We start from the raw sequence: 13,264 nt of genomic DNA on the forward strand, positions 1-13,264 counted from the left end.
AGGCCTTAGATGTCCAAGTCATTTTGCATCCCCAGGAATGGCGGAATGGCAGCCACCTAGTCTAGACTAGGCGCGTCCATAAACGGCAAGCTGCTGATATTATTGAATGAATCCTGATTTTGGGTAGGCAAGGCCCGGCGGGTTCAGATACACTTCGAGATCAAGCCACTGATTCCAAAGCGTTTCTGCCACCGCCGGAGCCGACAATGCGCCAAGAACGCACCGTCCAATCCAGTGTATTTGATCTTTTCGCCGGACACGAGATCGGCTGTGAATTGAAAGCCATGTCGCAATGGCTGGACGGGCATCGCGAGCTTTTGAGCCTGGTGACGCGGGACCTGCGCCGGCACGATCTCAAGGAGACCGGCCGCGAGGGCCTGCCGGCGGAGGCTGTGCTGCGCTGCGCGCTGCTCAAGCAGCACCGCCAACTAAGCTATCAGGAACTGGCCTTTCACTTGGAGGATTCCGCCTCGTTCCGGGCTTTTGCCCGGCTGCCATGGGGGTGGAGCCCAAAGAAATCAGTCCTGCACAAGACGATCAGCGCGATCCAAGCGCCGACCTGGGAAGAAATCAACAAAGTACTGCTGGCAAGCGCCGGGCGAGAGAAGCTGGAAGGCGGCAAGGTCGTGCGCGTGGACAGCACCGTCACCGCCGCACTCGTCCACGAGCCGAGCGACAGCAGCCTGTTATGGGACGCTGTGCGGGTGATGGTGCGGCTGTTGCAGCACGCGGATGCACTGGGCAGCGCCATCCCATGGCACGATCACTGCCGCGCGGCGAAGAAGCGGTCCCGGTCGATCGAATATACCCGCGGCCGCCCGAAACGGGTGAAGCACTACCGCGAGCTGCTCAGGATCACACGCACCACCTTGGGCTATCTCCAGCAGGCGGCTGAGCAGCTGACCCTGGCGGCGTGCCCGGCCGTTGAACTGTGGCAGGCCCAAGTCCGCCATTACCGGCCGCTGATCGAGCGGATCATCGCCCAGACCGAACGGCGGGTCCTGGCAGGCGAACCGGTCCCGGCCGGCGAGAAGCTGGTGAGCCTGTTCGAGCCGCATGCCGATATCATCGTCAAGGGCAGCCGCGACGTCGATTATGGTCACAAGATCAATCTGACGACCGGTCGCAGCGGACTGATCCTCGATCTCGTCATCGAAGCGGGCAACCCAGCCGACAGCGAGCGTCTGCTGCTAATGCTGGAGCGCCACATCGCGTTTTACGGCGAGCCGCCGCGTCAGGCGGCGGCCGACGGCGGCTATGCCAGCCGCCCCAATCTGCGCCAGGCCAAGGCTTGGGGCGTGCGCGATATGGCGTTCCACAAGAAGAGCGCCCTCAGGATCGAAGACATGGTCAGCAGCCGCTGGGTCTATCGCAAGCTGCGCAACTTCCGCGCTGGTATCGAGGCCAGCATCTCCTGCCTGAAGCGCGCCTATGGCTTGGCCCGCTGCACCTGGCGCGGGCTCAACCACTTCAAGGCTTACGTCTGGTCCTCGGTGGTCGCTTACAATCTCGCCCTCTTCACCCGCCTCAGATCGAACTGACCCCAGTCATCGGGCTGCGTTCAGGAGCACGCCGGCGAGCGCCGGCCGATACCCCTATGACCCCATTGCCGCCAGATCGACCCCCGGCCGCAACCTCCATGCCCTTGTACCATCACGCCTCCCCAAAACATCGCTTCAGCAGGCCAAAGACCACTGAAAACTCCGGAAAAACAGCCGTTTATGGACGCGCACTAGACTAGACTAGAGGCTGGATCGATTTTCTCACATGGCGCCCAACAACCTATTGAATTCCGAGTCTCAAAGGCTCAAGCACAGGCTTATGTCTTTGATGTTACCCGCAAGCCATTAATAAGAGGGAGTAGCGGCTGCCGTGGATTCAGATGAACGTGTCGGCAGCAATTCTGAGCTTAGGACGCTTGAGGACCGCCTTCGCGTGCTCCGCCGCTAGACGATGGAGGTTGAGGTGCTCCGCGGCGCCCTTTCAACTTTCAAAGCAGGCCGAAAACAGATATCGTGGCCTGTCTTTTTTGCCGAAGGGCGGTCGCCGATGAAGACCGCGGCCGACGTTCTGGGAGTCTCTCGTTCCAAATTCGCTGAGAGCCTGAGGAGCGTATTAAACTCGCGCGGTGATTGTCATAGGCCGAGGATGCTGAATTCCCGCAGCTTTCGCACATTGATAGAACGGTATGTCCTCCGGCTCGCCCTCGAGGACGGCAACGAAATCTCTCCGATACCTCGCTCAAGATGGCTCCCAGGGCAGTTCCTACTGGCAATATCAACCTGGCTGACTTTCCCCCGGTGAAACAAGGAGCATTCCAGTCAGAGACGCCACCTGCCGATCTGGATAGCGGAACTATGGCTGACAAATCTCATACAGAACATCCATCTAGTCCTGCCAACTCTCCTTAGACAGTGCCGGGATTCTGATCGAGGTGCGGCAGTCTTAGTGGGATGACTCCCAGTTCTTTACCGACCTCCACAAAGCATTCCACCGCGAAATCGACATCCGCCAGAGTATGTGCTGCTGACATCTGAGTGCGGATGCGCGCTTGGCCTTTCGGAACGACAGGAAAGGAGAAGCCTATCACATAGATGCCCCGGAGGAGCATCATTTCGGCCATCTGCTGCGCTACGCTCGCATCGCCCAGCATCACCGGTATTATGGGATGGTCCGCGCCGACCAACGTAAAGCCCGCCTTGGTCATTTCGGACCGAAAACGACGGCCATTATCGTAAAGCTTCTGGCGCAAAACCCCCGCACGATCGACAATGTCGAATACCTTCAGCGAGGCAGCGGCGATCACCGGCGCCAGCGTGTTGGAGAAGAGATAGGGCCGAGAACGCTGGCGCAGCCAATCAATCACTTCTGAATTGCCGGACGTGTAGCCGCCGGAAGCACCGCCGAGCGCCTTGCCGAGCGTGCCCGTGATAATGTCCACCCGACCCTCCACGCCGCAGTATTCGGCAGAGCCGCGCCCATGCTCCCCGACGAGGCCGACGGCGTGGCTATCGTCCACCATGACCATCGCATCGTACCGGTCCGCGAGGTCGCAAACGCCCCTCAGATTTGCGATGATGCCATCCATCGAGAACACGCCATCAGTCGCGATCAACTTGAAGCGCGCACCGTCCGCCTTTTTCAGTTCTTCCTCCAGCGCCTTCATATCGTTGTTGGCGTAACGAAAGCGCCTTGCCTTCGAAAGGCGCGCGCCATCGATGATCGAGGCGTGGTTCAAGGCGTCGGAAATGATAGCGTCCTCCTCACCAAGCAGCGTCTCGAAGAGGCCTCCGTTCGCATCGAAGCAGGAGGAATAAAGGATCGTATCCTCCATGCCGAGAAAGCCGGAGATGCGCGCTTCCAGTTGTTTGTGCTCTTCCTGTGTGCCGCAGATGAAGCGTACCGAGGCCATGCCAAAACCATAACGGTCAAGCGCCTTTTTGGCGGCGTCAGCAATCTCTTCGTTGTCCGCCAGGCCTAGATAGTTGTTCGCACAAAAATTCAGTACACTATTCCCGTTGGCAACCCTGATCTCTCGAGACTGCCGCGAGCTAATCACCCGTTCGGATTTGTAGAGACCGCCGGACTTAAGATCCGCCAGTTCACGTCGAAGATGCGCAAGAAAGGTTTGGGTCATCGATGTATCCGACGTTCAGCCTTGCGCAACTCCCCCGAGATCGGAGCCGTCTGCTTAACGCTCGACTAGTTACGCATATTTAACGGGGGTAGACCAAGCATCATCGGAATGCTTTTGCCAGTAGAGGTCCATCAGCTGCCGGGTCACGACGCCAACTTTACCGCTGCCGATGGATGAACCATCAACGCGCGTCACGGGCATGATCCCCCCTGCGGTGGAGGTGATGAACACCTCATCGGCTTCGCCCAGTTCAAGACGAGGTAGGTCTGCAGCCGTCACCGCAAGTCCCACTTCCCCACACAGGTCGAAAACGGACTGCCGCGTTATTCCTGGAAGCACCCCAAAGGCTGGTGTCTTCAGCTGACGGTTCTTAACGGTGAAGACATTAAAGCCGGGACCTTCCGCAATATTGCCGTTGGTGTCCATTATGAGCGCCGTTTCCGCCCCCACATCGTAAGCATCGTAAAGACCTCTGACCAAGTCAAGCCAGTGGTAATTCTTGATCGTCGGATCCACTGACTTCGGCGGAATTCGGACAGTTTCGCTTACGCCAACGTGGAGACCACGCTCCAACTGTTCTTTGTTGGCAACCGAACCAAACGGCACAGCAAAGGCAATGAACCGATTCTCGGCCTCGCGCGGATCGCGGCTAAATGTCGGCGAACCTCCCCGCGTGCAGATCATCTCAACATAGGCTGATTTATGTCCAGACAGAGCGACGCAGTTTGAAAGAACCCGTTCGACCTCTCGGCGATGATAGGGCAGCTTCATTCGGAGACGATCCATCCCCCTGAAGAAGCGATCAAGATGAAGGTCCAGTCTGAAGAATCGCCCTTCCCAGACGTGCACGGTATCGTAAGTAGCGTCAGAGTGCAGGAAACCCCAGTCAAGGACAGAGATCTTCGCTTCAGACATTGGGAGGTACTGTCCGTCCATGAAGGCGACACCGTGAGGATAACGCCGGGTATCCTTATGGGTAGTTTCGACTTCCGGAACTCCCACCGTCGCGTCTGTCGTGGCAAGTGTCATGTTTTCTTCCTCTAAACGTGGCTACGCCAAGATCTCTGCGCGCGTCTGACCTCATGCCGTCCCAAGGGACCTCATGTACTTTCCACGCGAAACCTTGTTGCTGCTAATGGGTCGCTCTAAGATCCCGTTAGGTCTGGAATGTCTAACGTTCGCGTGACGAACAAGAGGACCGAAGCCGCTAGTTCATACATGCTGGCAAAACGCCAGTGCACCTATTCATTGCATCAAATTATGCGCACGCACGATCAAATCGGCACCGCAAGCGCAATAGGCGCTTCAAAAAACACCGTCTGCTGGCAAAAAAAATCAGCGTAAATAAGCCTTAGACCAAAATGCGAGGTTCGAACTTCACACGGTCGAGCGTGATCATACTTCTAAACTTGCGAACGTTTGGATTAGTATAGAGCTTGGTCTTCACAAACACATCGAACGCTTCTACGTCCTCCACTGTGACGATCAGAACGAAATCTGCCTCGCCCGTTACCATGTAACATTGAGTTACCTCCTTTGCGGCGCGCATGGCGCGCTTGAACTCGTCGACAAGATCTAAGCGTTCCCGGTCTAGTTCCACATTTACAACAACGGTCAGGGATTTCCCAAGCGCTTTCGGATCGACTAGCGCTATATCGGCTATTATCACTCCGTCCGCTCGGAGCTTATTGACGCGCCGCATGCACGAGGCTGCCGAAGAACCTACGAGCTCAGCCAGTTCCGCAAAGGACAATCTATTGTTCTTCTGAAGTGCGGCGATGAGGCGTCGATCGAGATCATCCAACATGTTCGTGCAGCTCCGGCATTATACTCGGCAAACTATCGACAGCGCCGAGGTACCGCAAACTATCTTAACGCATGGTTTTCTACAAAGCACGCGCCACCTTTTGCCAGGCGATGCAATGTAGGTTTCAAGTCGACTGGAATCATGCAACGATGTCAGCGAGTGCTTTCGACAGGGTGGTTGAATACCAGCTGCCGGTTTGGCTACCAACCTTGGAGTTTGGTCAGCTAGGCGTATCGGCGAAATTCTCACCTCGCGCCGCTTCCGAGTGTGGCTGGTCGCCTCGGAGTGAGGATATTGGCCAAGTTAAGGGCGTTGCGGGACACGTCGGCAATAACTGACAGTCGCATTTTGGAGTCTGCTCCTGTTTATGGAGAAGGGTAGTGGTTTTGAATCGGATGCCATGAGGTGACGATCATCGGCCAGCAAAAGGTCCGGCGCTGGAACCCTGCTTTGCCCATGCCGGCGTAGTTTCGTGCGGCTATTGTTCACCCTAGGCCGCCCCTGGTACTCCGCAGAAAGCCATCAAGTGGCTATTCATGGAACATGCACCGATCATCCAGCGGCCCAAGATCGTCCACGCCATGCTCTCCTGGCTGGTGAAGATATTGTTCAACTGCACGTCCGGACGGTATGCCATCAACTTGCCGCTCTCCGGCAAGCAGAGCGCTCAACTTAGACACTCTGCCTCCGTGAAGTCGACCCCGGCGCGGGTCACAGAAGGCACGCCCGTATCGTCAACCAATCGAGGTCAGTAATTCACGAGCAGTTTACGCGACATGTTGCTCAGCGACTTCGCACCAGTCTCAGTGACGCGGACGGTCTCACTGAAGATGTAGCCGTCTTCTTTCTCCCAAATGCCAATAAGGACATGGAAGGTCATGTTAGCTTCGATCACGGTGTGATCGTCGGGATTGAAGCTGAGATCACCACTCCAGTCGATACCCGTGGAGTAACCGCTCCTGGACTCTTTACGCACGCCATAGGGTTCGAATGCTCGCTTAAACGCGTGGGAGACATCGGAGCACTTAACGCCCGGCCGAATTGCGTCGAACTCCGAGAGAAAGCCGTCCAGCGCTGCTCGATGTAGATGTTGTGCGCGAGCGCTTGGCTCACCCAAGAAAATCGTCCTCGACAATGCGCATGCATAACGGTGTCGAAAGGCGCCAATCTCAAAATTTGTCTGACATCCCAACCTGTAGGTGGCATCGGACCACTTGAGATGAGGTGCATTGGCCGGGGAGCCAACGGGCATGGTGAGAGCGCCATAGCAAGGCCCGCCAGGGAATTCTGGAGTTCCTCTAATGAGAGCACTTTGAACTGCGGCAGCCACGTCACACTCGCGCGCGCCCACAGAAATCTCAAGCCGACCGGCTTGCAAGGCCCTGTCGGCAATCTTCCCAGCCTGTTCCATGTAGGCGAGTTCTGCCGGCGATTTTACTCGATGCAGCGTGGCAACCATGCCATCCGCATCAATCGCTTTCGACATGTCAAGATTGTTGGCAAGAGCGGCATAAGATTTCATGCCAAGAATTTTCGCCCCCATTTCAACGCCGAGCCGATTAGATTTGGAACGCTCCCTGATAAGATCGGCTATCGGTTGCCACGGCGTGCGCTCGCTGGAACCAATATATTGCTCGGGATAGCTTAGGACGCGCGACTCCGGCAGGTAGGAGGTCGGTGTCGCGCAAAATGTATCAATCTCGCGCAAGATGAGCCACGGATCTTCTTCGTCTTGAGACACCAGAGCGAGTTGCGGAACGTAATCTGAATACCCCTCATAGCCAGTGAGATAGTTCATATTTGACTCGTTCAGGACGAGCAGCGTGTCAATGCCGCGCTCGGCCATCCGCTGGCGAAGTCGACGTGTGCGTTGGCGATATTCTTCTCGAGTGAATGCGGCGGACATCAATGGTTCTCCTAGTTGTGTCTGATAGCGATTCGCCAAACTGCGCCACCCTGACATGCGTGGCGGCAGGGTCATTGCCGGGCGCCGACCGGATCGAGGTTGTCAGCGCGAATAGGCGCCGCGTGGTCGTGGACCACGATGTCCAGTTGAAGCGCTGCTTGGGATCATGTGCCAATTGGATGCGCTGCGGTGAATCCGTTTTCCGATGGGAACAAGGCGGGCGAATCGAGGTCGCCTCGGGCGATAGCGCCTAACACTCTTAGGCTGCCGAGAACGGCCAGTTGGCCGAACCGGCAAAAGGCTCTCAACCGTTACAGCTATGGTATTTGCGTCGGTCCGCTTCACATGCGGCACATAGGTCGCGCATAAGCAGCTCGAGGCGCGCTCGTCGTTCCTTCGTGTGGGAGACACGATCCTCTACTCCTCTTGCTTCGACGCGAACGGCAGCCTATTCGAAGCGATTTTCATCTCCGACTCGCTCAACTGTGCCGCGATCATAGACAGCGTGCGCATCTCTAAGGCCAAGGGCTTTCGCTATGCCAATAACGACATGGGCCGCTGCAAGTTGAACTGCAGAAAGCCAAGGAGCGGAGTTGCAGGAAGCGAGGCGAAGCCGTCCGACATCCCCAATCGGGAAGTTCGGAATCCTTCAGGCATGTGAAGGCCCAAGGAGCGGCTGGTGGAAATGGACCGTCAATCCAACACGCCAAGGTTCGGCTCGCCGACGACCTCTCAAGTTCTGTAGCCGGCTGTCCTTTCCAGCATCAATAGGTCGCTCGGATCGCCACGGCTCCCCCGCGCCGTCGGATAGGCATGTTGCCTGGGAGCGGCCAGGGATGAAACGAGATATGACAGTCCCCCCTCCTCGAAATTCAATGCTGCGGCAACAAGGTCCTCCTGCCATTCGCGCCCGAGATTTTCGGTGATGTTCATGAACTTGTGAATGACTTGCTCTCTCGACATCGGATTTGCCACATCTCCAAGCGGATGCAGTACAAGCATTTCTTGAACCCCATCACCCTGATCGAGGAAGACCCTAGCCGGTGTACCAAAAGGAAATGCCGTGGCGAATTCCGGCGACGGGACGAGTTCGATGAGGTTAGCAATTTCGAGAACCCTCTCGTCAGTGAGTCTCTCTAAGGCGACCGGTTGAAGTTCCTCAGCGCCGTAAAGAGAAGCGAGCGCGCAATTGAAATAGAAGCTGTACTGAGCCCCCTCTAGGTTGGTTGGGGCGCGCTCGTTTGCCAAGCGCATTGCTTGGGGAAACGTGTTGATTCGAAGCGTCTTGATCTCAGTTCCACGTCTACGCATCGAGATGATAGCGTCAACGGCTGCATGCATGTATCGGCAACACGCGTAAGGTTTCAGATAGCAATTTTGCGCCTCCCAAGACGATCCCAGACCGCCCAAAAGAACGTTGCGATCAAAACGAACCTCGTCGTTGAAGAGGTCGAGCGGGCCGGTCGCTCCCTCTCGAGCCCGATAAGCAGCAGTAATACCTGCCACGACGGCAGGAGGAATACCTTCTTTGATCGTGCTGCCTTCGAACTTTGGAGACGGGGCCGTGAAGACGATTGGGCCTTCGCCGCCCGCGATACCAAGCGCATGAGCGGTCTCGTTAGCGGTTAACTTGAGCAGGCGGGCTGCAGCGGCTGCAGCGCCATAGTTTACCCATCGCCCACTAGCATAGGTATCCACCGATTCCGCGGGGCGGGAACTTGCGACGCGCAAAGCGATCTCGTAACCGAGCGCAATTGCTTCCGATACTTCCGATGATGATCCACCAACGGCTTCGGCGACTGCCAGAGCAGCAGGTATAACGCCGGCGCCAGCGTGACCCGCAGCGCCGCGGTGACCGTCATCGATATCAAGCGCGCTGGCGGCAGCGCTGTTGGCCATGGCAGCGCCTACAACACTTGATGTCCGATTAGTCAGCCAAATCCTCACAGACCCTTCACCATATGCATTAAGGGCGGATGCTCTGGCAGCCCTCGCAAGCGGCGAATGTAAGCCCGCTCCTGCAGCACCGATCAGATCGAGCATCAGGGTGGAGATCGTCTGCGTGGTTGGCACAGGCAAACTTTTCGGCGGAAAGGTAGCCACGAAGTCGGCGAGTTTTAAAAGGGGCTGCACGATGTGCTCCAATATTCATGATAAGCCGCCTTAGCAGTCGTAAGAAAAAGTATCTTGCGCTCAACCCATAGTCATTACTCGCGCGGCTATTGATGTGAGTGAGCGGGTTGCCATCCTAAAGGAAGCTGAGCGTTTTGCAACATGCGTCTACCTGCCGCTATAGTGAAACGACGATACTGCTGCTCTTTGGCCTTATGGATTTTACTTGACCCCGCAAGCTTTGGCGAAGTTCTGAATCAGTGACCGGCACGCAGGCTCGCTCTCGAACATCGCCTCGGGATGCCACTGCACACCGATGACAAAGGGCCGATCCGGCGCCTCGATTGCCTCGACGATACCGTCGTCGGCTCGTGCCGAAACGACGAAACCAGGTGCCAGCCTGTCAATAGCCTGGTGATGCGAGCTGTTGACCCGGAATGACAAATTTGGGCTTTCGACAAGTCGCGAGAGGTATGTATTTGGCTCAATGTTAATCCCATGGACTGTCTGTTCAAGCGGGGTCCCATCACGATGGTCGCCGACTTCAGGGAGAGCGTCCCGAGTATGGGGATAGATAGTTCCTCCCGCGACAACATTCAGTATCTGCATGCCACGGCAAATACCGAGTACCGGCACCGGCCGTTCAAACGCTGCCCGGGCGAGAGCGAACTCGAATCGATCACGCTCGGGGATCATTCGCTGTACAGTTGGGTGTGGATCCGCACCGTAGAACTCGGTTGGAAAGTCCCCACCGCCGGTCAGAACTATTCCCGACAATGTGTCGAGCAACTGCCCAACATCGCCTTCACTAACATAAGGCAGGATGATTGGAAGCGCTCCGGATTGCTCGATCGCACGAACATAATTTTCTAAACAGAAGTAACCCTTCTTATCGACTTCAAAGTTGCTGACAATTCCAACAAGTGGTCGCATTTTGTTCCCCAGGGTAAGCCGTCAGGCACTCTCAAAAAGTCTACGGTCCAAGCCCGTCAGGCGTTCAGGCCCATCTTCCGTTACCAGAACAGTCTCGCTGAATCCCATGCCGCCGGCGATCGCCACCATATGGAACACCATTCCGGGCTGCAGCACCCATTTCACATCCGGCAGGAACTCTCGGATCAATTCGGCGGTGGAGGGCCGTTGATTGAGCCCCAGCGAATAGCCAGTACGGTTGGTGTAGGTCTGGCGAAGACCCGCCACTAAGATCGGTTCGCGGCAAGCTTGATCGACTACGCTGGCCGGTATGCCCGGGCGCATCAGCGCGATAGCCTCGTCTTGAATGCCGATGATTTTCTCCGCTACACGGCGCTGCTGCGCAGTCGCCGGGCCAACGACCGCGGTACGCATCAAGCGCGCCCAGTATCCTTTGTGAATTCCGTTGAGCTCAAAATAAACAGGATCGCCGCGTTCCAAGCGTCGGTCAGTGGACCACCCGTGTATGAGATTTGTTCGGTCACCAGAGGTGATTTGACAGCCGTCTGGCACCTGTGTGCAAGCGCGTGTCAATTCGCTATAGACTGCGACAGCCAACTCTCGCTCCGACACGCCGCCCTTGATCGCATCAAGACCCACTCGCATCCCCGCGTCAACGCTCCGAGCAGCGCCACGTAGATAATCTATTTCCCGCTGTGACTTGATCAGGCGGAGGTGATCGACAATCAGCGGTTCTGCGACTAAGTTTGCATGAGGCAGCACCGTTTGAAGCATTTTCCAACGTTCTGCGGTCAAGAACCACGAGTGGTCATCTAGACCAATCCGTCCGCCTGCCAAACCTAGGCCATGTAGGGCCTTGTGTGCTGCATCGAGAGAAACACGGAGCGGATCGATAGCAGCATCTGGATATACCACGTAGTCTTTTACCCACGATGTGTTTTGTGCTGCCGGAACTTCCATGTCGCGAATGACAAGCACCGGGTTTCCGCGGCTGGGAACAACTAAGGCAAGATAGGAGACGTACATAACGTCATCCAAACCGGTAAGATAGTTGATGTTTTCTGGTTGGTGCAGCAAGAGGACAGGAAGATGGTATTTCGCCATTTCCTCCTGGGTACGGTGCAACCGTGCACGATACTCCTCGAGTGGGAAATCCATCCTGCTATTCGCCGCCTCAGTCACTGTTCTCAGCTCCGTTGAAAGTTAGTGCCAGTTTGTGGTTCCGGGACCGATGGTTCAGCCAACCCTCATATGTTAATATCGAAACAAGACGCGTTTCCGTCAAAACTTAGTGCTTGTTGAAATTCGGTTGCAGAAGTTGGCCCAATTTGAAATCGGCGCTCAACGTACGAGGTTTCGCTGGTGAAGATCGCTCACACGCACATGCCCAAGCTATGGAGTTTTGACGGCCCGACAGCGATCTTCTGTCACGACTGCAGCCGAGTATCCCGGCGACCCCGACAAACAGCGCTACTTTGTCGGAAGAGTTTTTAAGTCCTCCTAGTCTAATAGCCGCTTCGTACGCCCTCGGGTGAAGGGCACGCGGCGTCAGCCGTATAAAGTCGAGCCCAGCCAGAAGCGCGCCCGCCGTGCATTTCTGCAATCTCGAACATTGCCTCCGTCCGCCGCCTAAAGCGTGTCGCGATTTAAGGGATTCAGGATTCCCCTTGATTTGAGATCGTGATTCATTGCGGTTGAAAGGAGACCGCGATGGGCAAGCCGCTACCGCTTGAGTTGCGTCGTCGTGTTGTTGCGTATGTCGATGAGGGACATGGTCACCGTGAGGCTGCGCGCCATTTCCGCGTTTCGCCTCGCTTTGTGAACAATCTGATCAACCTGCGCAGGCAGACCGGTTCGCTTGAAGCGCGCCGGCAGGGCCATGTGGGCGGCGGGAAGCTTGAGCCGCATGCCGAGTTTGTCCGCTTGCGGTTGGCCGAGGCCGGCGAACTGACGCTGGATGAGCTTTGCGTCGAACTGGAAGTGCGCGGGGTGAGCGTGCACCGCTCCAATGTCGGGCGCCTGCTCAATCGCCTGGGGCTCAGTCATAAAAAAAACTCTGCAGGCCAGCGAGCAGCAGCGAGCCGACGTGCGCCAGGCGCGTGAGCTGTGGATCGGACGGCGAAAGCGCTTCTTCAACAAGGCTTTGGCGCGGCTGATCTTCATTGATGAGACGTCGACCACACCAAGCTGACCAAACGCACCGGCTGGGCGCCGAAGGGCGAGCGCTTCAGGACGCATGCGCCATTCGGCAAATGGCAGACGCAGACCTTCATCGCCGGGCTGCGATGCCACGGTCTTGTCGCGCCATGGATCGTCAACGCGCCGATGAATGCCGCCATCTTCGAACGCTACGTCGAAACTCAGCTCGCTCCCGAACTGTCGCCCGGCGATGTCGTCATTCTCGACAATGTCGGCTTCCACAAGAACGAGCGCGCCGCGCAACTGGTTCGCCAAAGGGGCGCATGGCTCCTGTTCCTGCCGCCATACTCGCCAGACCTCAACCCGATCGAGATGGCCTATTCAAAACTCAAGGCGAGGCTGCGAAAGAAGGCGGCCAGAAGCTTCGATGCCCTCTGCGAGGCTCTCGGCGATATCTGCCATCTGTTCCAGCCAGCCGAATGCAGAAACTTCTTCAAAGCTGCCGGATATGAGGCCAATTAATCGCGACACGCTTTAAGGCCTAAGGTCTTTGCGCCGCCAGCGCACCATGCCGTTTGCGCCCAGGATCGTGGCCCTGTTCCACCAACGCGCCAACGCGACCTTCTGCGTCGGCGTCACTGCGCCTGGAGCTCCAGCGATTTGCGGCTGCAAAGGCCGCTCAATCCGCCCGCATTGTAGCGAAGCATGCAGTGGCGCGGCGTCTGCCGAT

At 56.9% G+C, this 13,264-nt stretch carries 10 protein-coding genes and 2 pseudogenes; 5 read left to right on the forward strand and 7 right to left on the reverse strand.

Annotated features, from left to right (window positions below; translation table 11 throughout):
* The first annotated feature begins 206 nt into the window (after positions 1–206).
* Positions 207–1,541, forward strand: coding sequence for an ISNCY-like element ISMlo5 family transposase (locus EB235_RS33105; RefSeq protein WP_027033250.1), 1,335 nt, complete (start codon positions 207–209; stop codon positions 1,539–1,541).
* A gap of 866 nt (positions 1,542–2,407) precedes the next feature.
* Here EB235_RS33105 and EB235_RS33110 read toward each other — a convergent pair.
* The 3 genes from EB235_RS33110 to EB235_RS33120 all read right to left on the reverse strand — a co-directional run bounded on the left by EB235_RS33110 (position 2,408) and on the right by EB235_RS33120 (position 5,444).
* Complete coding sequence (locus EB235_RS33110; protein ID WP_051371477.1) at positions 2,408–3,637, reverse strand: glycine C-acetyltransferase; 1,230 nt, start codon at positions 3,635–3,637, stop codon at positions 2,408–2,410.
* A gap of 69 nt (positions 3,638–3,706) precedes the next feature.
* The gene (locus EB235_RS33115; RefSeq protein WP_027033249.1) at positions 3,707–4,666 is read right to left on the reverse strand and encodes an aminotransferase class IV; all 960 of its coding nucleotides are present in this window, start codon (positions 4,664–4,666) and stop codon (positions 3,707–3,709) included.
* Positions 4,667–4,988: 322 nt separating this feature from the next.
* Positions 4,989–5,444 carry an Lrp/AsnC family transcriptional regulator gene (locus tag EB235_RS33120; protein WP_027033248.1) on the reverse strand — a complete coding sequence of 152 codons (456 nt, stop codon included), beginning with the start codon at positions 5,442–5,444 and terminating at the stop codon, positions 4,989–4,991.
* 423 nt (positions 5,445–5,867) lie between these two features.
* On the opposite strand from EB235_RS33120, the pseudogene EB235_RS33125 reads away from it, so the two are divergent.
* Positions 5,868–6,085: pseudogene (locus tag EB235_RS33125) on the forward strand (D-amino acid dehydrogenase); the annotation flags it as partial.
* A gap of 107 nt (positions 6,086–6,192) precedes the next feature.
* Here EB235_RS33125 and EB235_RS33130 read toward each other — a convergent pair.
* The gene (locus EB235_RS33130) at positions 6,193–7,350 is read right to left on the reverse strand and encodes a M24 family metallopeptidase (protein WP_158673669.1); all 1,158 of its coding nucleotides are present in this window, start codon (positions 7,348–7,350) and stop codon (positions 6,193–6,195) included.
* A gap of 266 nt (positions 7,351–7,616) precedes the next feature.
* On the opposite strand from EB235_RS33130, the pseudogene EB235_RS35035 reads away from it, so the two are divergent.
* Positions 7,617–7,930 (forward strand): annotated as a pseudogene (locus tag EB235_RS35035) (glycine C-acetyltransferase); the annotation flags it as partial.
* A gap of 152 nt (positions 7,931–8,082) precedes the next feature.
* Here the strand turns inward: EB235_RS35035 and EB235_RS33135 are convergent.
* From EB235_RS33135 to EB235_RS33145, 3 genes are all read right to left on the reverse strand, one after another.
* Positions 8,083–9,483, reverse strand: a complete 1,401-nt coding sequence (locus tag EB235_RS33135) for an MmgE/PrpD family protein (protein WP_080680520.1) — start codon at positions 9,481–9,483, stop codon at positions 8,083–8,085.
* A gap of 201 nt (positions 9,484–9,684) precedes the next feature.
* Positions 9,685–10,395, reverse strand: coding sequence for a gamma-glutamyl-gamma-aminobutyrate hydrolase family protein (locus EB235_RS33140; protein ID WP_080680393.1), 711 nt, complete (start codon positions 10,393–10,395; stop codon positions 9,685–9,687).
* A gap of 21 nt (positions 10,396–10,416) precedes the next feature.
* Positions 10,417–11,499: a M24 family metallopeptidase gene (locus EB235_RS33145; protein ID WP_246741407.1), complete on the reverse strand. Its 1,083-nt coding sequence runs from the start codon at positions 11,497–11,499 to the stop codon at positions 10,417–10,419.
* Between the two features lie 606 nt (positions 11,500–12,105).
* On the opposite strand from EB235_RS33145, the gene EB235_RS35040 reads away from it, so the two are divergent.
* Together EB235_RS35040 and EB235_RS35045 are read left to right on the forward strand one after the other, a co-directional pair.
* Positions 12,106–12,498: an IS630 transposase-related protein gene (locus EB235_RS35040; RefSeq protein ID WP_152536278.1), complete on the forward strand. Its 393-nt coding sequence runs from the start codon at positions 12,106–12,108 to the stop codon at positions 12,496–12,498.
* A gap of 84 nt (positions 12,499–12,582) precedes the next feature.
* Positions 12,583–13,056, forward strand: coding sequence for an IS630 family transposase (locus tag EB235_RS35045; RefSeq protein ID WP_051371482.1), 474 nt, complete (start codon positions 12,583–12,585; stop codon positions 13,054–13,056).
* Positions 13,057–13,264: the final 208 nt, after the last annotated feature.

This window comes from Mesorhizobium loti R88b (assembly GCF_013170845.1).
In the GTDB taxonomy this organism is placed as follows: Bacteria; Pseudomonadota; Alphaproteobacteria; order Rhizobiales; family Rhizobiaceae; genus Mesorhizobium; species Mesorhizobium loti_B.

What these genes read in the sequence shown, in the direction of transcription:
- EB235_RS33120 (WP_027033248.1), bottom strand. Translation starts at nt 5,444, where the DNA reads ATGTTGGATGATCTCGATCGACGCCTCATCGCCGCACTTCAGAAGAAC.
- EB235_RS33145 (WP_246741407.1), bottom strand. Translation starts at nt 11,499, where the DNA reads ATGGCGAAATACCATCTTCCTGTCCTCTTGCTGCACCAACCAGAAAAC.
- EB235_RS33130 (WP_158673669.1), bottom strand. Translation starts at nt 7,350, where the DNA reads ATGTCCGCCGCATTCACTCGAGAAGAATATCGCCAACGCACACGTCGA.
- EB235_RS33105 (WP_027033250.1), top strand. Translation starts at nt 207, where the DNA reads ATGCGCCAAGAACGCACCGTCCAATCCAGTGTATTTGATCTTTTCGCC.
- EB235_RS33140 (WP_080680393.1), bottom strand. Translation starts at nt 10,395, where the DNA reads ATGCGACCACTTGTTGGAATTGTCAGCAACTTTGAAGTCGATAAGAAG.
- EB235_RS33110 (WP_051371477.1), bottom strand. Translation starts at nt 3,637, where the DNA reads ATGACCCAAACCTTTCTTGCGCATCTTCGACGTGAACTGGCGGATCTT.
- EB235_RS35040 (WP_152536278.1), top strand. Translation starts at nt 12,106, where the DNA reads ATGGGCAAGCCGCTACCGCTTGAGTTGCGTCGTCGTGTTGTTGCGTAT.
- EB235_RS33115 (WP_027033249.1), bottom strand. Translation starts at nt 4,666, where the DNA reads ATGACACTTGCCACGACAGACGCGACGGTGGGAGTTCCGGAAGTCGAA.